Source organism: Propionivibrio pelophilus DSM 12018 (assembly GCF_059569095.1).
Genome location: NZ_JCANUT010000007.1, coordinates 60,319 through 84,266 on the forward strand (window position 1 = coordinate 60,319; position 23,948 = coordinate 84,266).

A 23,948-nucleotide genomic window follows, 5' to 3' on the forward strand; every position below is an offset into this window, starting at 1 on the left:
CACGGACATTCGTCGTTTTCAGCAAAGAGGCCTGACGGGGCAACCCGTCAGGCCTCTTTTTTTGAAGCAGGAAAAAAGCCAAGCCCGAGACTAAGCCCGACGCCAGGTCGTTCCCTGTGAACCATCCTCCAGCACGATCCCCGCCGCAGTCAGTTCGCTGCGGATACGGTCCGCCTCCTGGAAATTCTTCGCTTTCTTGGCAGCAACCCGCGCAGCGATCAGGGCTTCGATCGCTTCGACCGAATACGCTTCCGAATCCCCCTCGCCCGCCGGTGTCGCCTGCAGGAATTCCTGCGGGCTGCGCTTGAGCAACCCCATCAAGCCGCCCAACGCTCGCAACTGCCCGGCCAGTGCCGGTGATTTGGTGCGATTCACTTCGGCGGCCAGATCGAACAGCACCGCGCAAGCCTCCGGCGTGTTGAAATCGTCGTTCATCGCCTCGCGGAAACGAATCGCGTGCGGCTCGTTCCAATCGACTGACACATCCGCGGCCTCAACGGCCTTCAGCGCCGTATACAGCCGCGACAAGGCCTGACGCGCATCGTCGAGATGCTTGTCGGAATAGTTGAGCGGGCTTCGGTAGTGCGCACGCAGGATGAAGAAGCGAACGACCTCGGCATCGTATTTCTTCAGTACCTCGCGGATGGTGAAGAAATTACCGAGCGACTTGGACATCTTTTCGTCATCGACACGCACGAAGCCGTTGTGCATCCAGTAATTGACGAACTGGCACTTATGCGCACCTTCGGACTGGGCGATCTCGTTCTCGTGATGCGGGAACTGCAGATCCTGACCGCCGCCGTGGATGTCGAACTGCCTGCCGAGAAGATCCGAACTCATCGCCGAGCACTCGATATGCCAGCCCGGCCGCCCGTTGCCCCACGGAGACTCCCAGAACGGCTCGCCTTCCTTGGCATGCTTCCACAGCACGAAATCGAGCGGGTCCTGCTTGGCCTGATCGACATCGACCCGCTCGCCGGCGCGCAGGTCATCAAGCGACTTGCCGGACAACTTGCCGTAGCCGGGAAATTTTCGCACCGAGAAATTGACGTCGCCGTCGTCGGCCTTGTACGCCAGACCGTTCTTTTCGAGCTGGCCGATCAGGTTGAGCATCTGCGGCACGTACTCGGTCGCGCGCGGCTCGAAATCGGGCTTTTCCACGCCCAGCGCCGCCGAGTCTTCGTCCATGAAGCTGATGAAGCGGTTGGTCAGCTCGCCGATCGTCTCATTGTTTTCCAGCGCACGCTTGATGATCTTGTCGTCGATGTCGGTGATGTTACGCACGTAGGTGACATCGAAACCACTGGCACGCAGCCAGCGCTGGACCATGTCGAAGATGACCAGCACGCGGGCATGTCCCAGGTGGCAATAGTCATAGACGGTCATCCCGCACACGTACATGCGGACCTTGCCGGGTTCGATCGGGACGAACTCCTGTTTTTCCCGGGACAAGGTGTTGTAGATTTTCAGCATTTTCTGGCTCGCAAAAGAAGCTCCGCCGCGGCGCGGAGGACGAAGGAATGTTTTGGTTTCGATGCCGCTTCTTGATAGAATCAGCGGGTTTTTATCAACGCGAAAAGTATAGCATAGCGATGCCCTCGATCTTCCAGAAGCCTTTGCTGGCGCGCCTTTCAGCCTACGTCGTCGGTGTCGGGCTGTCCCTTTCGATCAGTCTTGCGGGCGCACAAACGCTCCCCGATGTCCAGCGCCTGATGAAACAGGGGCAGACTCCGCAGGCGCTCGAAAAAGTCGACGCTTATATCGCCAGCAAGCCGAAAGACGCCCAGGGCCGCTTTCTGAAGGGGCTGATCCTCACTGAAATGGGACGAACCGCCGAGGCGATCACGGTATTCACCCGGTTGTCCGAAGACTTCCCGGAACTCCCCGAGCCGTACAACAACCTCGCCGTGCTCTACGCACAGCAGAAGCAGTACGACAAGGCGCGTACGGCGCTTGAGATGGCGATTCGCACCCACCCGAGCTACGCGATCGCGCATGAGAACCTCGGCGATGTCTATGCCAAGCTGGCCAGCCAGGCTTACGACAAGGCCTTGCAACTCGACTCGTCGAACAAGGCGACCCAGGACAAGCTGTCGATGATCAAGGATCTGATCAGCGTGGCGCCCGCTGCAAAATCAGCCGCGGCCACCCCGAAGGCCGAAGGCGAACCGAAAAAACCGGTCGCACCCACCTCCCCCCCGGCACCTGCCACTAAAAATGAAACGACAGCACCGCCCCCGACAGCGGCCGTAGTCGCCCCCGTGGCAACGGTGAACAAACCTGACGAAAAACCGCTGCAAGCAGCGCCCGCAAAGCCTGCCGAAACGAAGACCGTCGATTCCGGGGCGCAATCCGCGGCCATTGAAGACGAGATCGCGAAGGTTGTGGAGAATTGGGCCAACGCCTGGTCGCGCAAGGACGTCAAGACCTACTTGTCCTTCTACGCCAAGGATTTCCAGCCCCCCAGAGGAATGTCGCGCAAGGACTGGGAAGCAGAACGCCGGCAGCGAATCGACAAGCCGGGAAAACTGCAGGTCGATGTGGAGAACATCAAGGTCACGATCTCAGGCAATACTGCAACCGTGCGCTTTCACCAGAATTACACATCCGCATCCCTCAAGTCGTCGACCGGCAAGACGCTGGTGTTTGTCCGGTCGGGTAACAACAAATGGCTGATCCAGCAGGAACGCGTGGGTTGATTCAGCGAACGGCCATAGCACTGACGCTCGTCGCTGCCTGCCTTCCTGCGCCGCTGGCGTCGGCGCTGTCGAACAGCCGCACGCCGCCAGTCACCTATTCGGATTCGGGCCCGGAGGCCCAGTTGTTCAAGGTTCTCGACGAAATCGAGAACAACCGTCTGGACAACGCGTTGGCGCACACCGAGGTCTTGCTGCGCCAATACCCGAATTTCCGTCTCGCGCATTTGATCAAGGGGGACTTGCTGCTGGCCCGCAGCATGCCACTGGCGACGTTCGGCAATGCGCAGAACGCACCGCAGCAATCGCTCAGTGATCTGCGCGAAGAGATCGTCGCCCGACTGAATGCCAATCGCGACCGCCCGGCGGCGAACGACCATGTCCCTCGCTATCTCCTGCAGATGCGCCCCGATCAGAAGCATGCCATCGTGGTCGACACACAAAAGTCGCGCCTTTACCTGTACCAGAACGACACGAGCGCCGGCGGCCGCCCGCGCTTCGTCGCGGACTATTACATCACCCAGGGCAAACTCGGCGCAGAAAAGCAGCGCGAGGGTGACAAGAAAACCCCCGTTGGCGTTTATCACGTCACATCGAGCATCGATCCGAAGAAAGTCGGCGTTTTCTACGGCACCGGCGCCTTCCCGATCAACTATCCCAATGAATGGGACAAGCGTCTGGGACGCAACGGGCACGGGATCTGGCTGCACGGCACGCCGCCGGACACCTATTCCCGGCCTCCCAAGGCGTCGGATGGCTGCGTCGTTCTCGCCAACGCGGACCTCGATGCGTTGGCGAAGAATCTGCAGATCGGACTCACCCCCGTCATCATCAGCAACTCGATCGAGTGGCTGTCGCTCGATGACTGGCGGAATGAGCGTGCTGCACTCAACAAGACGATCGAGGCATGGCGGTCCGACTGGGAAAGCGGCGATACCAACCGGTACCTGAGGCATTACTCCCGGAATTTTTCGACGGGGAAACAGACGCTCGAGCAGTTCGCCCAGCAGAAGCGCCAGGTCGGCGCCGGCAAGGACTGGATCAAGGTCAAGCTCTCGAATGTCTCGATGTTCCGTGACCCCGGCAAGGACGAAGTGATCGTCGTCACGTTCGAGCAGGACTACCGGAGCAACAACCTGAACAACCAGATGAAGAAACGCCAGTACTGGATCCGCGAGGACGGGAACTGGAAGATCATTTTCGAAGGAAGTGCCTGATGAAATCACTCTTCGCCGTCGCCGCCCTGGCGATCTCCGCCACCGTCACCGCGGCGCCAAGCGTCGAAATGCAGACCAGCCTTGGCCGGATGGTCATTGAACTGAATGCGGAAAAAGCGCCCGGGACGGTCGACAATTTCCTCAAGTACGCCAAGGAAGGCCACTACGACGGCACGATCTTCCACCGCGTCATCGAAGGCTTCATGATCCAGGGCGGTGGGTTCACTGCCGGCATGGACGAGAAAAAGACCGGCAAGCCGATCCAGAACGAGGCAAAGAACGGCTTGAAGAACCAGCGCGGCACCATCGCCATGGCCCGCCGCCCCGATCCGCATTCGGCCACGGCTCAATTTTTCATCAACCACAAGGACAACAACAGCCTCGACTACCCCGGTCACGATGGCTGGGGCTACGCCGTCTTCGGCAAGGTCACCCAGGGCCTCGATGTCGTCGACAAGATCGCCAAGGTGCCGACCGGCAACCGCGGCATGCACCAGAACGTACCGGTGGAACCGGTCGTCATCCAGTCCGTCAAAGTCCTCTCCGACAAATAGCAAGGAAACCTCATGATCAAGCTGCACACCAATTTCGGCGTCATCGCCCTCGAACTCGACGCCGAAAAGGCCCCGGAAACCGCGAAGAACTTCATCGACTACGTTGAAGCCGGCCACTACGACAACACGATTTTCCACCGCGTCATCGAAGGCTTCATGATTCAGGGCGGCGGCTTCGAGCCGGGAATGAAGCAGAAGCCCTGCAAGGCGCCGATCAAGAACGAGGCCGACAACGGCCTGAAGAACGACGCCTACACTATCGCCATGGCCCGGACGGGAGACCCGCACTCGGCGACCGCCCAGTTCTTCATCAACGTCGCCGACAACGAGTTCCTGAACTTCAAGATGCCCAACGGCAACGGCTGGGGCTACTGCGTTTTCGGCAAGGTTGTCGAAGGCACCGACGTGGTCGACAAGATCAAGGGCGTCAAGACCGGCAATGCCGGCTTCCATCAGGACGTTCCGAAGGAAGACGTGATCATCCAGCGCGCAGAAATCTGCTGATCGCTGCGCAGGTCCGAACGCACCGTGCTCCATTTCCTTTCGGACCTGCACCTCTCGCCCGGCGCGCCGGACATCACCCGCATCTTCCTCGACTACCTCGCGGGTGAAGCGCGCCAGGCCAAGTGGATTTTCATCCTTGGCGACCTCTTCGAAGCCTGGCCGGGCGACGATGCCATCGAGGCGCCCGATGACCCCGATGCCCCGGACAGCCATTTCGCAGGAGAAATCGTTGCGGCACTAAGGACGCTCTCGAAGAGCGGTACGCGTGTATCTGTCATGCGCGGCAACCGCGATTTCCTGCTTGGCCACGAGTTTGCCGAGAAAGCCGGGGCCGAACTTCTTCCCGACCCCTGCCTGGTCTCGCTACCTTCACGACCGCTGGTGCTGAGCCACGGCGACCTACTTTGCACCGATGACAGCGCCTACCAGGCCTTCCGCACCCAGGTTCGCTCGCCGGAATGGCAGGCGACCTTCCTTGCCCGACCACTGAGAGAACGGAAGGCGATAGCCAGCGCTCTGCGCGAGCAGAGCGAAGCATCGAAACGCGGCAAAGCGATGCAGGCGATGGATGTCTCGCCGGCCGCCACTGACGATCTTCTGCGCCAGAACAATTACGCCACACTGATTCACGGGCACACGCACCGACCGGCCCGGCACGACCACATCGTCGACGGCGTGCATGTGGAACGCTGGGTACTCGCCGACTGGCACGATGGCTACGGCGAATACCTCCTGCTCGACGGCGACCGACTGTCGCGGCGCGAACTCCATTAGGCTTCACAGCAACGCGAAGTGGCGCACCAGCGCCGCTGAGAGGCGATGGTAGAATCTCGCATCCATCCCCCAACCTTACGCCTCTCAGCCCATGACTACGCTCGACCTGCACTACCCGGACTACCTGACCGACGCCGAAATCGACCGCAACGTCTCGGTTGCACTGACCGAAGACGTCAACAGCGGCGACCTCACCGCGCAACTCGTCCCCGCCGGCGTCATTACCCGGGCCAACGTCGTATCCCGGGAGAATGCCGTCTTGTGCGGAGCGGCATGGTTCGAGCGCTGTTTCAAGAAGCTGGACGCTTCGATCACCCTTGCCTGGCAAGCCAGGGACGGCGAACGTCTCGCTCCCAACCAGGTCGTTTGCCAACTTGAAGGCCCGGCGCGATCGTTGCTAACCGGCGAGCGCACGGCGCTGAACTTCCTGCAAATGCTCTCCGGTGTCGCGACCAAGGCCCGACAGTACGCTGACGCCGTCGCCGGCACCCGGGCGCAGGTCGTCGATACGCGCAAGACCCTGCCGGGGCTGCGTCTTGCCCAGAAATACGCCGTACTGTGCGGCGGCGGCGGGAACCACCGGATCGGCCTCTACGACGCCATCCTCGTCAAGGAAAACCATATCCTCGCCGCCGGCAGCATCTCCGCCGCCGTAGCCGCGGCCCAGGACGTGGCGAAACGCTCCGGGCACTGCAAGTTCATCCAGGTCGAAGTCGAGAATCTCGACGAGTTGCAGCAAGCACTCGACGCCGGCGCGAAGATGGTCCTGCTCGACAACATGACGCTGGACCAAATGCGCGAAGCCGTTAGCATCGCTGCCGGAAACGCCATCCTCGAAGCCTCGGGCAACGTCACCCTCGAAACGGTACGTTCGATCGCCGAAACCGGCGTTGACCGGATTTCGGTCGGCAGCCTGACCAAGGACGTGCGTGCGCTGGATCTGTCGATGCGTTTCCAGGGGTAAATATGCCGGAACACTGACGGAATCGGCGGGGAGTCTCTATAATCCTCCTGTCACAGGCATTTCCGGCCGCTCTTCAGAAAAAGAAAGGTTACGCCATGCTGTTCGCGCTGTTCTACGTGGTAGCAATCAGCATTCTTGTCCTGCACTTCACCGGTTTTCTCGCCCGCCACAACTTGGAGTGGCTCATTCTGGTGCTGGCGGTTCTGGTGTTCCCGGCGGTCATTTATCTCTGACCCGCACATGCAAAGGGCACCTTCACGGTGCCCTTTGCATTTTTCGCTCAGTCGCAGTAACAGGCGCGAATTACTGTTTTTCCACATTCAACGTGATGATCCCCTTGACGGCCTCGACGTCGACGTCGATGACCTCGACACGTTGCGGCAGATCCTCGATCCCCACCATCGCAGCCGGACGCTCCGGCCGCAGCCCCAGCGCCTCGACGATCGTTTCCTCGAACTTGGCTGGCAACGCCGTTTCCAGCACCAGCGTCGGCATATCCTTGGCGCGATGTTCGAGCGCCACCTTCAAGCCATCGGCGGTATGCGTGTCGATCATCACGCCGTAGTTCTCGTAGGCATTACGAATCGTCGCCAGCCGGTCGGCGTGCAGGCTCTTGCCCGATACGAAGCCGAATTTCGGCAGATCGGCGAAATACGGCGTAACCGAAAGATCGAAACTGCCGCCCGCATCGACCTTGCTCCACAGTTCGCGCACCACAGCCGGATCGCGCCCGACCAGATCGAAGACGAAGCGTTCGAAGTTCGACGCCTTGGAAATGTCCATCGACGGACTGCTCGTCGTCCAGGTATCGGCCGTGCCGCGCGGACGATAAATGCCGGTACGGAAGAACTCGTCGAGGACGTCGTTTTCGTTGGTCGCCAGCACCAGACGACCGATCGGCAGGCCCATCATGCGTGCGATGTGCCCGGCGCAGATGTTGCCGAAATTGCCTGAGGGAACGGAAAAGGCAATCTGCTCGTCGTTCGTTTTCGTGCCGGCGAAATAGCCCTTGAAGTAGTAGATCACCTGCGCCGCGACGCGCGCCCAGTTGATCGAATTGACCGCCCCGATCTTGTAGCGCGCCTTGAATTCGTGGTCGTTGGAGACGGCCTTGACGATATCCTGCGCGTCGTCGAACATGCCGCGCACGGCGATGTTGAAGATGTTCGCGTCCTGCAGCGAGTACATCTGCGCGCGCTGGAAGGCACTCATCCGCCCGTGCGGAGAGAGCATGAACACGCGTACGCCGTGCTTGCCGCGCATGGCGTACTCGGCCGCCGAACCGGTATCGCCGGAGGTAGCGCCGAGGATGTTGATCTCCTCGCCCTTCTTTTCCAGCACATACTCGAACAGGTTGCCGAGTAGTTGCATGGCCATGTCCTTGAAGGCCAGCGTCGGCCCGTTCGACAGTTCAAGCAACCCCAGGCCCGGCTCCAGCCAGCGCACCGGGGTGATCTCCTGCGCCTTTCCGGCATCGCGCCCGTTGCAGTACACCTCTGCGGTGTACGTCTTGTCGACCAGCACCTTCAGGTCCGCCGGCGGGATGTCATCGACGAATTTCGAGAGAACGGCAAACGCCAACTCGGCATACGAATACCCGCGCCATTGATCGAGTTCGGCACGCGTCACTTGCGGATATTCTTCGGGCAGGTAGAGCCCGCCATCGGGAGCCAGGCCCCCGAGGAGAATTTCGGTGAAGGACTTTTTCTGCGACTGGCGAGCGTCGCCCCGTGTGGATATGTAGCGCATGGAGGACCGATGGAGATTAACGACAGAAAAGAAGAGTGCGCGAGTTTACCACGCCCCTTCTCTCACCCTCGCCCTATTCCCTCCGAGGCAGGATCACCCTGCCACAACGCGGGCCTTTCCCGCCCGCTTGGCGTCATAGGTCGCCGCGTCGGCCCGCTCAAGGGCATCATCCAGCGATTCCGAGCCATCGTGGCCGACTACGCCGGCACTGAAAGTCATTGACAGGTCCAGTTCGGGAATCGCCAGTGACGAGAAGGCAGCAAGGAAGCGCCTGACCGCCGTACACGCGTCTGCGACCGTCGTATCGGGTAGCAGCATGACGAATTCCTCACCACCGAAGCGGCATAGAACGTCAGAGGGGCGCATCGTCGCCTGCAGCACGCTGACGAAATGCGCAAGCGCCCTGTCACCCGCGAGATGGCCGTGGCAATCGTTAAGCATTTTGAAATCGTCGAGATCGATCATGACCAAGGCCAGATGGCCGCCACGACGGCGAACACGAGCCACCTCGGCGGCATAGGCCCGCTCGAAGCCGCGCCGGTTCAGGGCGCCGGTCAGGGGATCGGTGAATGCCGCGCTTCTGGCTTCCTCCAGAGCGGCCTCCAGTTCGGCAATACGCATCTCCGCCGCCAGCAGTTCCAGCATCCCTGCCTCGCGCACGACCTCCTCGGCCAGACCGACCAGTCGTTGCGGTGCTGCGGTCGTCACTGCGTCGGGGCTGACGGGACACGGACGGCCCGCCACCGAAACAACGGAACGACGATGCAGACGGCGCGATGCCGGCCGGTTCGACTGTAACAACGACATGGAGTTGCGACTCATATTTCCCCGCTCTTCGACGGCCCGGAAAACCCGGTTCAAATTAGTGAACGAGTTATCGGAAAACGCGGGAAATACTTTAGGTGTTTTTTAGAAAAACACCCTATCTATATGTTTATATTATGAATTTTACTTCCGTTACGCCGTCATGACAAACAGCGGAGAGCATCCCGGCTCCCGCCGGGATGCAGAACCTTCACCGCTTAGCTTCCTTCGCTGCGCTGGGCGCGACGACGTTCGTGTTCGGAGAGGAAACGCTTGCGAATACGGAGGCTCTTCGGCGTGATTTCGACGAGTTCATCGTCGTCGATGAATTCGACGGCGGATTCGAGCGTGAGTTGAACCGGCGTTATCAGGCGCACAGCCTCGTCAGTGCCGGATGCCCGAACGTTGGTCAGCTGCTTGCCCTTGATCGGATTGACAACCAGGTCGTTCTCGCGCGAATGGATGCCGATGACCATGCCTTCGTAGAGGCGATCGCCGGGAACCACGAACATGCGGCCGCGATCCTGCAGTTTCCACAGCGCGTAGGCCACGGCTTCGCCGTGTTCCGCCGAAATCAGCACACCGTTGCGGCGACCGGGGATGTCGCCCTTGACCGGGGCGTAGTCGTCAAAGACGTGGCTCATCAGGCCGGTACCGCGGGTCAGGTTCATGAACTCACCCTGGAAGCCGATCAGCCCGCGCGCCGGCACGCGGTATTCGAGACGGACCCGCCCGCGCCCATCGGAGGCCATGTCGACCAGGTCGCCCTTGCGATAACCCAGCGCTTCCATGACGCCGCCCTGGTGCGACTCCTCGACGTCGAGCGTGAGCATTTCGTACGGCTCGCACTGCTCGCCGTCGATGGTCTTGAAAATGACCTTCGGCCGACCGACCGCCAGTTCATAACCTTCACGACGCATCGTTTCCAGCAAAATCGTCAGGTGCAGTTCGCCGCGCCCCGAAACAAGGAAGGAATCGGTATCGGAGGTATCCTCGACGCGCAGCGCCATGTTGGTCAGCAACTCCTTGTGCAGACGCTCGCGGATCTGACGACTGGTGACGAACTTGCCTTCGGTGCCGGCATACGGCGACTGGTTGACCATGAAAGTCATGTTCAGCGTCGGCTCGTCGATCTTGAGCATCGGCAACGCCTCGGGCGACGCGGTATCGGTAATCGTGCAGCCGATCGACAGTTCCTCGATGCCGGTGACCAGCACGATGTCGCCGGCGACAGCCTCTTCCATCGGCACGCGCTCAAGACCACGGAAACCGAGAACCTGATTCACCTTGGCATTCTTGGGAGCGCCATGTTCGAATTTTCCGTCGGCATCGGGCTGCCCGTACATCACCGTGATCTGCTGCGCCGGTTTCAGCTTGCCACGCTGGATGCGGCCGATACCGATGCGCCCGACATAGGAGGAGTAATCGAGCGCGGCGATCTGCAACTGCAGCGGCCCTTCGACATTGTCCGCCTCGGGGGCCGGCACGTATTTCAGGATCGCCTCGAACATCGGACGCATATCGGCTCCGGGATTCTTCAGGTCGGTCGTCGCGTAACCGTTGATCGCTGAGGCGTAGATCACTGGAAAATCGAGTTGCTCATCCGTTGCGCCGAGCTTGTCGAACAGGTCGAAGGTGTGATCGACGACCCAGTCGGGACGCGAGCCATCGCGGTCGATCTTGTTGACCACGACGATCGGCTTCAAGCCCAGCGCCAGCGCCTTCTTGGTCACGAAGCGCGTCTGCGGCATCGGCCCCTCCACCGCATCGACCAGCAGCAGCACGCCATCGACCATGCCCAGAACCCGCTCGACCTCGCCGCCGAAGTCCGCGTGTCCCGGCGTATCGACGATGTTGATATGCACGCCTTCGTAATCGACTGCCAGGTTCTTGGCGAGAATGGTGATGCCACGTTCCTTTTCGAGGTCATTCGAATCCATGACCCGTTCGGCGACGTGCTGGTGCGCAGCGAAGGTGCCGGCCTGCTGCAGCAGCTTGTCGACGAGGGTGGTCTTGCCGTGGTCGACGTGGGCAATGATGGCGATGTTGCGGACAGAACGGGACATGGAGTGGTAACTCGTTGAAAAAGGCCAGGATTCTACCACATCCCGACGCACCCCGGCGCCCGGCCCGAGGCGCAAAAAGCGTGATTTTCCCGAAACTAATGGAGCCCATTGCAAAAGATCCATCCGTGTAACGAGGACGTAATCAGAACTGCACATACTGCTGCAATAAAAATTCAAAATGCATCAACCCGGGACTGAAAATCGACATGCTCACCAAAACCACCTTCGGCAAATACACCGGTCTGCTCCTGGCGATCGTCCTCTTTCTGGTGATTGACATCGGCGTTCTTGCTTTCAACATTGTCGCGTCGCACGAGATCGAGCAGGACGCCTCCGAAATCAACATCGCCGGCGAACTGCGCATGGTGTCGCAGCAGCTCGCCAAATCGACGCTGACGCTGGAGGACGAGGTTCGCAGCGGCCTGCAGACACAAACCAGCCTGGCGCAGATTCTCGAATCCAGCGACGAATTCGACGAAGCACTGACCGCACTGGAACAGTCGAACCAAGGCTTTTTCGCCGGACTGCTCGGCGACAACGACGCTCACGAGGAACGCAACCGGCTGCTGAAGGAACTGGCCGTCGAATGGCGTCCGCTGGGCGACGAAGTCAGGAAAATTCTGGAGAAGAAAGACAACCTGACGGTCGAGAACATCCAGCCCGTCTCGACCAAGTCCGTCGCCCGCAACCTGAAGCTGCTACAGCTCTCGGACGACCTCACCCAGCAGATGGAAGACATCTCCCGCGGCAAGACGACGGATATCCGCCGGATCCAGCTCATTGCCATCACGCTCGCTACGCTCAACTTCATCTTCATCGTCTTCAAGTTCATCCGTCAGCTCAACGCGAGCGACCGCCGTGCCGAAGCAGCACGCAAGGAAACGCAGAACATCCTCGAGACGGTGCATCAGGGGCTTTTCCTGCTGAGTGCCGATGGGCAAATCGGCGATCAGCACTCTGCCTCGCTCGAACGACTCTTCGGCCGCCCGATCCCGCCGCGAGCGTGTTTCCTCGACGATGTATTGGGCCCGATCCTCGGCAAGGCCGATATGCGTGACACGGCGACCAGTTACCTCTCGATGCTGTTCGACAGGAAAGTGAAACCGGGGCTGCTGGCAAAACTCAATCCGCTGACCGACATCGAAGTCAGCACGCCGAACGATCCGCACCAGAAAACGAAGTACCTGAGCTTCGCCTTTGAGCAGGTCAAAAGCGGGAAGGAGGTCGACGCGCTGCTGGTATCGGTAATCGACGTGACGCAGGAAGTCCTGCTGCAACGTGAGTTGACCGGCGCCGAAGCACGGGCAAAAACGGAAATCGAACTTCTGCTCGGCGTGATCGATCAGGAGCCGGCGCTGGTACAGAGGTTCATCGCCGACGCGAAGACGCGCATCGAGCAGATCAACAACGAATTGCAGAACGTACGCCCGGATGCTGCCTCCTACGCCCGCGCTGTGAACTACGTAGCCCGCAATGTCCATGCCATCAAGGGCGAGGCCGCAATGCTGAGCATGGGCGCCATCGAGAACCATGCGCACGAACTGGAAGACAGGCTGACCGCACTGCGAGAAAACAAATCACTCATCGGTCAAGATTTCATCGCGATCGCCGTCGGGGTCAATGAGTTGCTCGAACGCATCGACCGGGTCCAATCCGTCATCAGCAGGGCTGCCCGCTTTGCAACCGCATCGCCCGCAAGCACGGGGGAAACACCCGCAACCGTAACTGATGCGTTGACACCCGCCGTCGACGCACTCAGGCAATTCGGTATCCGGATCGCCAACGATCTGGGCAAGGAAGTATTCTTCGAAGTCGACTTCCCGCCACTCAAGACCGTACCAGAGCAGCTACTGCAAATCTGCCAGGAAGTTCTGCCGCAACTGATCCGCAACGCCGTCGTACACGGCATAGAGGATCGCCAGGTACGCGAACAGCAGGGCAAGGAGCCGGTCGGCAACGTGCTCGTGCGCATCGAAATCGAAGGAGCCTCCGGCTACCGCGTCCGCGTTCGCGACGACGGCGCCGGAATCTCGCTGCCCGCCTTGCGTCGCCGGGCGATTGACTCCGGCCGCTATTCCGAACTGGACGTGCAGCAAATGGGCGACCATCAGGTCGTCTCGATGCTCTTCGAACCGGGTTTCTCGACAGTTGACGAAGCGCATCTGCACGCCGGCCGTGGCGACGGTATGGCCGTGGTGCGTGAAGCAGTCGCCCGTATCGGTGCCCGGCTGCGCGTTCTGTCGACCGCCAGTTCGTTCACCGAATTCGTCATCTACAAGCCGGCATGAGCGCGATGGCCTCCATCTCCCATCGCCTGCTGATCGTCGACGATTCGATGGTCGTCCGCCACCGCATCATGCGCCTGTGCTCCGAAGTCAGGTTGCAGAACATCGCCATCGTCGGCCAGGCTTCGAACGGCGCGCAGGCGCTGACGCTGGCGCGTGAAACCTCGCCGACGCTCGTCACCATGGACCTGACGATGCCCGAACTGGACGGAGAGGAATGCATCGGAGAGCTCTCTGAAATGCTTCCCGACGCGAGGATCCTCGTCGTTTCGGCCCTGTCCGACAAGGTCACGGCGCTACGCGCGGTCAGCCGCGGCGCACACGGCTTCATCCACAAACCGTTCCGCGACGAGGAGATCGTGAACGCGCTGATCGAACTCACGGACGAGTGATAATGTCATCCGAACTGCATGCCAAGGACATCGAAACGCTGGCCAAGGCGGTCACCGAGTACTTCGAAATCACCACAGGCAACAAGGCGCAGGTGCGCTCCGCCTGGCTGCTCGAACAGGAAGAGCCGGTTCTGCGCGAAGACTTCAACGGTCTGATCGAAATCAGTGGCGGCTACAGAGGCAGCCTCTGCTTTTCCGCGCCCAGACGATTGCTCGACTTCATCCTGCTTGCCGTCGGCGACAGCGATTACTCCGAAGCCAAATATCTCGACATCGTCGGCGAAGTCGCGAATACGCTTTCGGGACGCACCCGAGACCATTTCGGCGAGACACTCGCGATCTCGCCCCCCAAGGCATTCACCCGGCAGGGCCCGACTGTTTCCCCCCGCACGGACGGCACGCCGTATGCAATCCCGATCATCTTCCGCGGACAGGAAGCCAATCTCGTCGTTCACCTGAGTCGCGCATGATCACACGTCCTCTTCGAACAACTTTTAACGGAAACATCATGATGTTCGCCACCCGTTTTGCACATGGATTCATCCTGGCCATCGTGGCATCGGTGCTTTTCCCGTCGCCGCGGGCCCATGCAAACACTGCCATCCGCATCGACGGCTCCTCGACGGTTTACCCGATTTCCAACGCGGTCGCGGAGGAATTCGAGAAGCTGAACAACGGCGTCGACGTCGACGTTGCGGTTTCCGGAACCGGCGGTGGCTTCGCCAGGTTCTGCCGCGGCGAAACTCAGGTTTCCAACGCCTCGCGCCCGATATCGGCCAAGGAGATGAAAGCCTGCCGCGAAGCCGGTATCCGCTACGTGGAAATGCCCGTTGGTTACGACGCGCTGACCGTCGTGGTCAATCCGAAAAACGACTTCGTGAAGAGCCTGACACCGGCCCAACTGAAGCAAATATGGGAACCCGCTGCCAAAGGCAAGATCGCCACCTGGCAGCAGATCAACCCCGCGTTTCCCGACCTGCGCCTCCGGCTATACGGCCCCGGCGCCAATTCGGGCACCTTCGACTACTTTACCGAAGCCGTCGTCGGCAAGGCCAAGCAGTCGCGCAACGACTACATCGCCTCGGAAGACGACTACCTGATCGTGCGCGGCGTCAAGCGCAACGCCGGAGCCATCGGCTATTTCGGCTACGCCTACTATCTGGAAAACAAGCGCAAGCTCAAGGCGGTGCCGATCGACAACGGCAAAGGTCCCGTGCTGCCCTCGCCGGAGACCGTCGAGAACGGCTCCTACGCCCCGCTCTCGCGACCGATCTTCATCTACATCGCTGCCAGTGCGCTGGAACGCGCCGAGGTGCGCGATTTCATCGTCTACTATCTGAAGAACGGCCCGCGTATCGTCAAGCAGCAGAACTACGTGCCGCTCACCGCCGCCGTCTATCAGACCAACCAGAAGAACATGGAAGAAAGCCGCTTCGGCACCGTTTTCGCCGGCGCCGAGGCTCACGGAACAGGCATCGAGGAAATGCTCAAGCGGCCGCCGCAGGAGTAACAAACACCTCGACGAACACCCCGCCTCAGCGCCTCCGGGCGTGAGGCTTCTCCGGGGAGCGACGCCCTGGTTGCGGCCCCGTTCGCCCCTTTTCTCCCGTTCGCACTCCGGTACCGGCGGGCTGGAAGTTCGGCACCAGATGACGCCTGCCGTTGCCGATCAGGTCGGCGCGTCCCATCTGCTTCAGCGCCTCGCGCAGCAGCGGCCAGTTTTCCGGATCGTGGTAACGCAGGAAGGCCTTGTGCAGCTTGCGTTGCCGGCCGCCGCGCACCGTCTCGACACGCGGCGCGGCGCGCGCGACTTTCTTCAGCGGGTTGCGCTCCGAGTGGTACATCGCCGTGGCAATGGCCATCGGTGTCGGCAGGAAGGTCTGCACCTGGTCGAGGCGGAAGTCGTTGCGCTTGAGCCAAAGCGCCAGCGCCAGCATGTCCTGGTCGGTCGTTCCCGGGTGCGCGGCGATGAAGTACGGGATCAGGTACTGCTCCTTGCCGGCTTCCTTCGAGAACTTGTCGAACAACTGCTTGAACTTGTCGTAGGTGCCGATGCCCGGCTTCATCATGTGCGCCAGCGGCCCCTCCTCGGTGTGCTCGGGCGCGATCTTCAGGTAGCCGCCGACGTGGTGCGTGACCAGTTCCTTGACGTATTCCGGCGAGCGCACGGCGAGGTCGTAGCGCAGGCCGGAGCCGATCAGGATGCGCTTGACCCCCTTGATGGCCCGCGCCTTGCGGTAGAGCCCGACCAGCGGCGCGTGGTCGGTGTTGAGGTTCTCGCAAACGTCCGGGAATACGCAGGATAGCCGCCGGCACGCGGTCTCGATGCGCTTGTCCTTGCAGGCCATCCGGTACATGTTCGCCGTCGGGCCGCCAAGGTCGGAAATGAAGCCGGTGAAGCCCGGCGTCTTGTCGCGGATATCCTCGATTTCCTGCAGGATCGAATCCTCCGAACGACTCTGGATGATTCGCCCCTCGTGCTCGGTAATCGAGCAAAAGGTGCAGCCGCCGAAGCAGCCGCGCATGATGTTGATCGAGAAGCGGATCATCTCGTAGGCGGGAATCTTCGCGTCGCCGTACGAAGGGTGCGGTTTGCGCTGGTACGGCAGGCCGAAGACGCCGTCCATCTCCGGGGTGGTCAGCGGAATCGGCGGCGGGTTCAGCCAGACGTCGCGTTCACCATGCGCCTGCGTCAGGGCGCGCGCGTTGCCGGGATTCGACTCCAGGTGAAAGGTCCGCGAGGCGTGCGCATACAGCACCGGATCGTCCTTGACCTGCTCGTAGGACGGCAGGCGTACCGCCGTGCGCGCGCGGTCGAGCTTGTGCGCCCCGGCTGGCTGGAAACGGATCGGCTGCGCGGAAGGAGCCTTCGCATTTTTCTCTTCAGCCACTTCGCCATAAGGATTCGGATGCCGGATCAGCGGCCCCGGCGCATCGACGTCGGTCGAGTCGATCTCGGCCCAGTCGTCACCCGGCAGCCGGCCGCGCGGCACCATGAAGCCGCTGCCGCGCAGGTCGCGGATGTGTTCGATCGGCTCGCCGGCGGCCAGGCGGTGCGCCAGCGCGACGATGGCGCGCTCGGCGTTGCCGAAGAGCAGCAGATCCGCCTTGGAGTCGGGCAGCACCGAGCGCCGCACCTTGTCCGACCAGTAGTCGTAGTGGGCGATGCGGCGCAGGCTGGCCTCGATCGAGCCGATCACCACGTTGGCGTCTGAATACGCCTCGCGGCAGCGCTGGGCGTAGACCACCACGGCGCGGTCAGGGCGCCTGTTCGGCTCGGCGTTCGGTGTGTAGGCGTCGTCCGAGCGGATCTTGCGGTCCGATGTGTAGCGGTTGACCATCGAATCCATGTTGCCCGCCGACACGCCGAAGAACAGGTTCGGCTTGCCGAGCGCCCGGAACGGATCGGCCGAATGCCAGTCCGGCTGCGCAAGGATGCCGACGCGAAAGCCCTGCGCCTCGAGCAGGCGCCCGATCAGCGCCATCGCAAAGCTCGGATGGTCGACGTACGCGTCGCCCGAGACGATGATCACGTCGCACGAATCCCAGCCGAGCGCGTCCATCTCGGCGCGCGACATCGGAAGATACGGCGCTGTGCCGAAGCGCTTGGCCCAGTATTTACGGTAGGAAAAGAGAGGTTTCGGAGTGTCGGACGACATAGGGCCTTGAAGGGGGAGAGAAAGGCAAGGGGCGGATTCTACAGGGTTTTCTGAACACGACAGGTGCGCGGAAAAGACCCAAACATCGCCGAAAAGTTCTCTGCTCTAGTCGCGCGTCAGAAATGCCTCGATCGCCTGCGCCACGAGTTCCGGCTGGTCGTGCTGCACGTTATGGCCGGAGTCGGGGATATCGACACATTGGAGATTGGGGATGCTTCCCCGGCGGCGCACGAACTCCTGCGGCTCGTTGCCGAAGCGGCGGACGACGAACCCGTGCTCGGCGATTGCCAGCAGCACCGGCGCCTTGATGCGCCGCCAGCACGCCAGCGAATCATCGATGTGATATGGCAGCGGCGATGGAACGCGATGCCACGGATCAGAGGCCATCTCGACGGTCGAGTCGGCGTTAACCCGCGAGATGTGCCATGAGAGGAACGTCGCACGTTCCTCCGTCAGGCGGGGATTCGATTCCAGCAGCCGCGCCGCGAACGCTTCCGCCGTCGGATACAGGCTTCGCGGCGGCCCGTTTTCCAGATTCCGCAGCCAGTTGCCGAGCAGCCGCGGGGAATTGTCGTCGATCGCCGGCTTGAGGCCGAGGAAATCGAGCATCACCAGTTGGGCGACCCGCTCCGGACGCGTTCCGGCATACGACGCCGAGATGTTCGCGCCCATGCTGTGACCGACGAGGCGAACCGATCTGTCCGGGGAGAAATGTTTTAGCAGGCAATCCAGATCGGCGTAATAGTCCGGAAACCAGTAGGGCCGGTTGAGCCATTCCGATTCACCGTAACCGCGCCAGTCCGGCGCGACCACGTGCCAATCATTCTTGAGCGCATCGACGACGAACTGGAACGTCGGGGAACAGTCCAGCCAGCCGTGCAGAAAAAACACCAAGGGAGCGTCGTTAGACCCCCAGTGCCTGATGTTGTAACGCAGACCACGGATGTCGATTTTCTCGGTTCGCGATTTTTTGTGGCGCATGGCACAGCTGGACATGAGATTGGTAAAGGGCGACAGATTTTGCCACGAGTGGTGACACTCGTGGCCTTACCCACCTTCTCCGCTGAGCGAAGGACGCCGGCCGAATAACAGGTTGGCGTGACGTACGAGAAGCTGCGGAAACGATTCTACTTGCCGCCACCGCCACCGCCACCGCCACCGCCACCGCCACCGCCACCGCCACCGCCACCGCCACCGCCACCGCCACCGCCACCGCCATTACCACCGCCATTACCACCGCCGCTGCCTCCGCCGTGCCCACCACTGCTATTGCCACCCTGTCCGCCTCCGCCATTACCACCGGCGTTACTGCCTCCAGAGCCACTTCCACCCCCCCGGCCGCTGCTAGCGGCGCCTTTCCCTTCGTTGCTGGCGACCCCGCCCTTGTTACCGCCGGCATTCGACTGACCTGACTTCCCGCGCGACGTTGAGGCAGCGGCGGAAGCCGCCCGCGCCGTCGTAGCTGGCGTACTCTTCTTTCCCGCGTTATCGGTCTTGGAGGCACTGACAATCGAACCAAGCCTGACCCCCATCTGATTCGCGATTTGCCCCCAGCCCATCCCGGCTGCACGCTGCGCCAGAACGCCCGACAGGGACACAGGCCCCAATGCGGTCATCACCGTGCCTCCGTTCATCGCCGCGGCAATTTGCGTCGGTGTCGGATTGGCAATCCCTTGCCTGGCGAGATCCGCTTTCGCCAGGGACAGCGCGACATTGATGTTTCCATACCCGAGTTTCCCCGTGGCTGGCGCAAACGTCACCGAGGAAACCGTTGGGTCCGGACTGACCAGCGTAATGCTTGTTCCGTCGCGCAACCCGGTCACCAGCGACTGGGCATTCGCCGGTGATCCGGCAAAGGTGCTGTAGTAACCGACGAGCTGGCTTTCCGGAACAGTAGCCGCGGCACTTGCCGCCGGCTGGCCTCCCCCGGTCTGGGCCCAAACCGCCCCCCCCGTCATTATCCCGACGGCGGCGACGGCCAAGGCGATGGTGGTCATTTTTCCTGACATGATCAACTCCTCTCTGACAAGATGTTCGGAACGAGAGCAGGCGCTATTTCTGATGTTTCCCCTCGCTTTTCAGCGTGGCACACCCACAAGGTCAAAACAAGTGTGCGCTGATTCCTGAGAACTGATTTTGACCCGGGCGGAACGCTTACGTATCCTCGCCCCATGCATCCCTTTCCCTGGAAACGCGCTTCGCTCTGGTTGCTGGCCATCCTGCTCGTTTCGTTCGCATTCTGGCTGGCCCTGCCGAGGATTCTTGGTCTGGCGGCTGAACGCTGGCTGGCCGTCCCCGGTGTCGAGTCCCTGCGCGTCGACATCGACGAAATCGGTACCGGCCAGGCGCGACTGCGCGAAGTGGGTGCCGTTTATCGCAGCGCATCAGGCCACCTGCTCAGCGCATCGATGCACGGAATTACCCTCGCCTACTCGCTCACCGAAAGCCGCATTCAGCAGCTCGACGTCGACAGCGCCGATCTTGAGATCGCTCCGGCCGCGACGACAGAGAAATCGCCGTGGCCACACCTCAACTGGCCACGCACGCCGATAAGCGACGTGCGAATCGACGATCTGCGCCTGGCGTTACGCAAAACGGATGCTCCGCTTCTGAAAGCGCGCGGCCATCTCCACGTCCGCCAGGACGAGGAACGGCTGTCGGCGGAATTCAGGACAGAAGGCGGTTTGGCGCGCCTGACAGCCGCTCCGGCCGAAGGCACGGGGGAAATTCTCGAATTCCAATCTGAATGGAGACCGGAGAACGGCCCGCCGTCAAACGTGGCGCTGCGCATCGACCGGGAACCGGCACGGCAACCGGCAACACTGAGCGGCAAGGTCGCGCTTCCTACCCTGACCGGTCTCGCGAAGGAGTTGGGACTTGACCTGCCGGTCGAACTCTCGGACGGAATACTGGCTTTGCGGGCCGACGCGGTTCTGGGCCGCACAGCCGGAACCCTCGGCGAACTCAGCGGAGAAAGCGAATTGACCGATGCACGCGGGCAATTAACGCAGACGTCCATGCCCGTCGAATTTTCTTCAGCAGGAAAGCTGCGTTTTTCCTGGCAGACTTCGTCCGCACGACTCGAACTGCAACCCGACTGGCAATGGCGGATTGACTCGGGAGGAAAACAACCGCTCAGTGCAACAGGCCGCCTGAAAAGCGCCTTCGCACTAAATCACTCCGGAGGCACGATACGTGGCGAGGGCGCCTTCCCGTTCGTCTTGCACACAGAAGCATGGGGCAACTGGGAAGGCGCCGTGCAACAGCTCCGGTTGACGCGGGATGCAGCGACGGAAGAAAGGAACTGGAGCGCCATGGACGCACAACTGCGTCTCAAGGGCGGCGTAAAACTGTGGCAGCAGGACGTCTTTCAGGTCAGCAACGCGCGGGCGACGGGAAATCTCGCGCTGCACTGGTCGCGCCCGGGCAAAATCCGCGCCGAAATTGCGGTGCTAGCCACGGCGGATCGCGTCGGCAGGAAAGGGAACACGCCCGTAAGTACAGGACCAACGACGTGGGCGGTGGATACTGACGCCACGGCCAGAACGGACGACGATTTCTGGAAGACGTTGGAATTGAAGGGCGACGCCAGCACGCCGCAGTTGAAAATCGATTTCGGTGCCGGCAATACGCTGACGCTTGGCCCGAGCCGCGTGCAACTGGCGCGGTTGCGGCCAGCCGAACGGAACGGCCGGCCGGCGCTGGAAAACACCACCGCCGAGTTGCAGCTATCCACCGAGCCCGGACGCCTGGGATCGTGGCCGGTTCCCGCCCTGCAAACTCGCCTCCGGCTGAACAACGGCTCTCTGCATGGCGACGGCGCGCTCTACCAGCAGGCCGAGGAAGTGCTCCGCTTCTCCGGTTCACATGCACTGTCCGGAGGATGCGGCGAAGCGACACTCTCCACCAGACAATCCCTGCCGACGCTCGACAAGCTGCTGCAACCGCGTCCGCCGCACCTGCTTCCGCTCGCTCTTGGCGCAGGAGAAGCGGACGGACGCATCGACTTGAACTGGTGTTCGCAACCGGCAGCGACGATCGAGGCAAAAGGGGCGCTTCAATTACGCGGCGCAACTCTCGGCTGGGACCAGGCACGGGTCCAAAGCGTGCAAGGCACGCTGCAACTCGACGGACTGACGCCCCTGCACGGCCGGATCAACTTCACGTCACAGAGTGGGCAACTGGCGACTGGGACATCGCTGAGCGATATGAAGGTCGACCTGGCACTCGGCGAACGGTCGATGACCGTGCATGCGCTGCATGCCGGTCTGCTCGGCGGAACCGTGCACGGCGGGCCGCTCACCCTGGACTGGCCACCAACGGGCCAACCCTTGCCGCTGGTAATCCATGGGATCGATCTGGGGCAACTGCTCGCATTGCCCAACGTTCATGGACTCTCCGGAAGCGGGAAACTGAACGGCGTCCTGCCGCTTGTCTATCGGGCGGGCAGCCTGGAAATCCCGGACGGGCGATTGACGAGCTCCGGCACAGGCACGATCAACTATGCGCCATCGGCGGCGCTCCCCGACAATCCCGGTTTGCAGGCCCTGCGCAACTTCCATTTCCGAGACCTCGACGTCACGCTGCGCTACGCCGCCGACGGCACTTACCGGCTACACAACACGCTGGAGGGCAACAATCCCGACTTTTACGGCGGCTATCCCATCCGTTTCAAACTCGACATCAACGGCGCATTGCCCGGTGTGTTCCGCGCCGCCCTCTTCTCCGGCGACTTCAACCGACACATTCTGGAACAATTGCGCTCGGGCACCTTGGAATAATTTTGTTAATCTTGCGCCAAACCACCGCACGGAGCACCCCGATGACCAGGACGTTTCCCCTGTTTCCACTCGCCGCAATGGCCCTGCTGCTCGGCGCCTGCTCCCCGACGGTGCGCATCGAGGCACCGGAGAAACCGATCGAAATCAACATGACCTTGAACATCAAACACGAAATCCTGGTCAAGGTTGAAAAGGACGTTCAGGAATTATTCGATTCGGACAAAGGGCTGTTTTGAGCGCTGTGCTTACCTATCTTGACCAAGGAAATGCCATGAAAACTTTGACAAGAACCTGCTTTTTCAGCCTGCTTTTCGGCCTGTTTCTCATGGTGTCCGGCGCCTTTGCCGCCGATCTGACGACGGCCAAGAGCCAGGGCTGGATCGGCGAGCAGAACGACGGTTACCTCGGCGTCGTCAAAAGCAACGCACCGGCGGACGTCAAGGCCCTGGTGGCCGATGTCAATCGCCAGCGCAAGGCCCAGTTTTCCCAGATTGCCACCAAGAACGGCATCTCCGAATCGGAGGCGGCCAAAGTCTTCGCCCGCGAGGCGGCATCGCGGACGGCGGCAGGCAACTACGTCCAGAATCCGGCGGGCGCCTGGCTCAGGAAATAACCTCGACGCCGGCCTGCTCAGGCCAGCCGACCTTCCCGATAATCCGCGAGCGCCTGATAGACCTCCTGTTCGCTGTTCATGACGAACGGTCCGTATTGAACGACTGGCTCCCCCAACGGCCGACCGGCGATCAGCAAGACCCGGGCTTCTGAAGCCGCTTCGATCACCACGCCGTCTGCCTCCGGATCGTTCGCCAAGATGGCCATGCGCTGCGCCGGAACGCCCGTGCCACCGACGGCAATTTCACCTCGATAAACATAGAGGAAGGCGTTTTTCCCGGGCGGCAACGCCTGATCAAACCTTCCGCCGGCTGGCAGATGGATGTCGAGATACAACGGCGCGGTCGCCTCGCGCGTCACCGCCCCTGGCACCCCATGGCTCTCGCCGGCGATCACCGTCACCGCGACACCAGATTCGGTGACGAATCGCGGCAGATCTGCTGCCGCGAAGTCGCGGTACCACGGATCGCACATCTTTTCCTTTGCGGGCAGGTTGAGCCAGAGTTGGAAGCCCTCCATCACCCCGGATTCCTGCTGCGGAATCTCCGAGTGGATGACTCCTCGACCGGCCGTCATCCACTGAACACCGCCGCTTTCGAGTACGCCTTCATGGCCGGCGCTGTCGCGGTGACGCATGCGTCCGGCGAGCATGTATGTGACCGTCTCGAAGCCGCGGTGCGGATGGTCGGGAAATCCGGCGATGTAGTCGTCCGGATTGTCGCTGCCGAAGGCATCGAGCATGAGAAATGGATCGAGTCGCTTTTGCAGGCTCTGGGTCAGTACACGGGTCAGCTTGACGCCGGCGCCGTCCGAAGTGACCTTGCCGGCAATCAACTGCTCGACCGTGCGCGAATGCAGGATCGTTGCAGATGGCCTCGATGCGTTCATGAT

At 61.5% G+C, this 23,948-nt stretch carries 22 protein-coding genes; 14 read left to right on the forward strand and 8 right to left on the reverse strand.

Going from position 1 to position 23,948, the window contains the following annotated elements:
* Nucleotides 1-90: 90 nt before the first annotated feature.
* Nucleotides 91-1,473 carry a cysteine--tRNA ligase gene (cysS, locus tag BO74_RS05570; protein WP_496440667.1) on the reverse strand — a complete coding sequence of 461 codons (1,383 nt, stop codon included), beginning with the start codon at nt 1,471-1,473 and terminating at the stop codon, nt 91-93.
* 119 nt (nt 1,474-1,592) lie between these two features.
* On the opposite strand from cysS, the gene BO74_RS05575 reads away from it, so the two are divergent.
* From BO74_RS05575 to BO74_RS05605, 7 genes are all read left to right on the forward strand, one after another.
* Nucleotides 1,593-2,699: a YybH family protein gene (locus BO74_RS05575; protein WP_496440668.1), complete on the forward strand. Its 1,107-nt coding sequence runs from the start codon at nt 1,593-1,595 to the stop codon at nt 2,697-2,699.
* Nucleotides 2,669-3,913, forward strand: coding sequence for a L,D-transpeptidase family protein (locus BO74_RS05580; RefSeq protein WP_496440669.1), 1,245 nt, complete (start codon nt 2,669-2,671; stop codon nt 3,911-3,913). Before BO74_RS05575 ends, BO74_RS05580 begins: the two co-directional genes overlap by 31 nt.
* Complete coding sequence (locus BO74_RS05585; RefSeq protein WP_496440671.1) at nt 3,913-4,467, forward strand: peptidylprolyl isomerase; 555 nt, start codon at nt 3,913-3,915, stop codon at nt 4,465-4,467. Before BO74_RS05580 ends, BO74_RS05585 begins: the two co-directional genes overlap by 1 nt.
* Before the next feature lie 12 nt (nt 4,468-4,479).
* A complete protein-coding gene (locus BO74_RS05590) occupies nt 4,480-4,971 on the forward strand; it encodes a peptidylprolyl isomerase (RefSeq protein WP_496440673.1) in 492 nt (163 codons plus the stop codon).
* A 24-nt stretch (nt 4,972-4,995) separates the two neighbouring features.
* The gene (locus tag BO74_RS05595) at nt 4,996-5,745 is read left to right on the forward strand and encodes a UDP-2,3-diacylglucosamine diphosphatase (RefSeq protein ID WP_496440675.1); all 750 of its coding nucleotides are present in this window, start codon (nt 4,996-4,998) and stop codon (nt 5,743-5,745) included.
* Nucleotides 5,746-5,836: 91 nt separating this feature from the next.
* Entirely contained in the window at nt 5,837-6,709 is an 873-nt protein-coding gene (nadC, locus tag BO74_RS05600; RefSeq protein ID WP_496440676.1) for a carboxylating nicotinate-nucleotide diphosphorylase, read from the forward strand.
* A 95-nt stretch (nt 6,710-6,804) separates the two neighbouring features.
* Entirely contained in the window at nt 6,805-6,942 is a 138-nt protein-coding gene (locus tag BO74_RS05605; protein ID WP_496440678.1) for a hypothetical protein, read from the forward strand.
* Between the two features lie 70 nt (nt 6,943-7,012).
* On the opposite strand, the gene thrC is transcribed toward BO74_RS05605, so the two are convergent.
* The 3 genes from thrC to typA form a co-directional block, all read right to left on the reverse strand.
* Nucleotides 7,013-8,458, reverse strand: coding sequence for a threonine synthase (gene thrC, locus BO74_RS05610; protein WP_496440680.1), 1,446 nt, complete (start codon nt 8,456-8,458; stop codon nt 7,013-7,015).
* 93 nt (nt 8,459-8,551) lie between these two features.
* On the reverse strand, nt 8,552-9,280 hold the full coding sequence (locus tag BO74_RS05615; RefSeq protein ID WP_496440682.1) for a GGDEF domain-containing protein: 729 nt from the start codon (nt 9,278-9,280) through the stop codon (nt 8,552-8,554).
* Nucleotides 9,281-9,480: 200 nt separating this feature from the next.
* Nucleotides 9,481-11,328, reverse strand: a complete 1,848-nt coding sequence (gene typA / locus BO74_RS05620; protein ID WP_496440685.1) for a translational GTPase TypA — start codon at nt 11,326-11,328, stop codon at nt 9,481-9,483.
* 206 nt (nt 11,329-11,534) lie between these two features.
* On the opposite strand from typA, the gene BO74_RS05625 reads away from it, so the two are divergent.
* Genes BO74_RS05625 through BO74_RS05640 form a run of 4 tightly spaced genes read left to right on the forward strand, consistent with a single transcriptional unit; the run spans nt 11,535 to nt 15,515 of the window.
* Entirely contained in the window at nt 11,535-13,616 is a 2,082-nt protein-coding gene (locus tag BO74_RS05625) for an Hpt domain-containing protein (protein ID WP_496440686.1), read from the forward strand.
* Nucleotides 13,613-14,005 carry a response regulator gene (locus tag BO74_RS05630; RefSeq protein WP_496440687.1) on the forward strand — a complete coding sequence of 131 codons (393 nt, stop codon included), beginning with the start codon at nt 13,613-13,615 and terminating at the stop codon, nt 14,003-14,005. The genes BO74_RS05625 and BO74_RS05630 overlap by 4 nt, the downstream gene beginning before the upstream one ends.
* 2 nt (nt 14,006-14,007) lie before the next feature.
* The gene (locus BO74_RS05635) at nt 14,008-14,475 is read left to right on the forward strand and encodes a chemotaxis protein CheX (RefSeq protein ID WP_496440688.1); all 468 of its coding nucleotides are present in this window, start codon (nt 14,008-14,010) and stop codon (nt 14,473-14,475) included.
* A 38-nt stretch (nt 14,476-14,513) separates the two neighbouring features.
* Complete coding sequence (locus tag BO74_RS05640; RefSeq protein WP_496440689.1) at nt 14,514-15,515, forward strand: PstS family phosphate ABC transporter substrate-binding protein; 1,002 nt, start codon at nt 14,514-14,516, stop codon at nt 15,513-15,515.
* 25 nt (nt 15,516-15,540) lie between these two features.
* Here the strand turns inward: BO74_RS05640 and BO74_RS05645 are convergent, their stop codons facing one another.
* The 3 genes from BO74_RS05645 to BO74_RS05655 all read right to left on the reverse strand — a co-directional run bounded on the left by BO74_RS05645 (nt 15,541) and on the right by BO74_RS05655 (nt 19,673).
* Nucleotides 15,541-17,664 (reverse strand): YgiQ family radical SAM protein, encoded by a 2,124-nt coding sequence (locus tag BO74_RS05645; protein ID WP_496440691.1) that lies wholly within the window; start codon nt 17,662-17,664, stop codon nt 15,541-15,543.
* Between the two features lie 105 nt (nt 17,665-17,769).
* On the reverse strand, nt 17,770-18,645 hold the full coding sequence (locus BO74_RS05650) for an alpha/beta fold hydrolase (protein ID WP_496440693.1): 876 nt from the start codon (nt 18,643-18,645) through the stop codon (nt 17,770-17,772).
* A gap of 146 nt (nt 18,646-18,791) precedes the next feature.
* On the reverse strand, nt 18,792-19,673 hold the full coding sequence (locus BO74_RS05655) for a hypothetical protein (RefSeq protein ID WP_496440694.1): 882 nt from the start codon (nt 19,671-19,673) through the stop codon (nt 18,792-18,794).
* 162 nt (nt 19,674-19,835) lie between these two features.
* Between BO74_RS05655 and BO74_RS05660 the strand changes: the two genes are divergently transcribed.
* The 3 genes from BO74_RS05660 to BO74_RS05670 are packed head-to-tail and all read left to right on the forward strand — an operon-like array spanning nt 19,836 to nt 23,058.
* Complete coding sequence (locus BO74_RS05660; RefSeq protein WP_496440696.1) at nt 19,836-22,445, forward strand: intermembrane phospholipid transport protein YdbH family protein; 2,610 nt, start codon at nt 19,836-19,838, stop codon at nt 22,443-22,445.
* Nucleotides 22,446-22,486: 41 nt separating this feature from the next.
* A complete protein-coding gene (locus tag BO74_RS05665; protein WP_496440698.1) occupies nt 22,487-22,681 on the forward strand; it encodes a YnbE family lipoprotein in 195 nt (64 codons plus the stop codon).
* A 35-nt stretch (nt 22,682-22,716) separates the two neighbouring features.
* Nucleotides 22,717-23,058 carry a YdbL family probable chaperone protein gene (locus BO74_RS05670; protein WP_496440699.1) on the forward strand — a complete coding sequence of 114 codons (342 nt, stop codon included), beginning with the start codon at nt 22,717-22,719 and terminating at the stop codon, nt 23,056-23,058.
* Nucleotides 23,059-23,075: 17 nt separating this feature from the next.
* Here BO74_RS05670 and BO74_RS05675 read toward each other — a convergent pair whose 3' ends face one another.
* Entirely contained in the window at nt 23,076-23,945 is an 870-nt protein-coding gene (locus tag BO74_RS05675) for a pirin family protein (RefSeq protein ID WP_496440701.1), read from the reverse strand.
* Nucleotides 23,946-23,948: the final 3 nt, after the last annotated feature.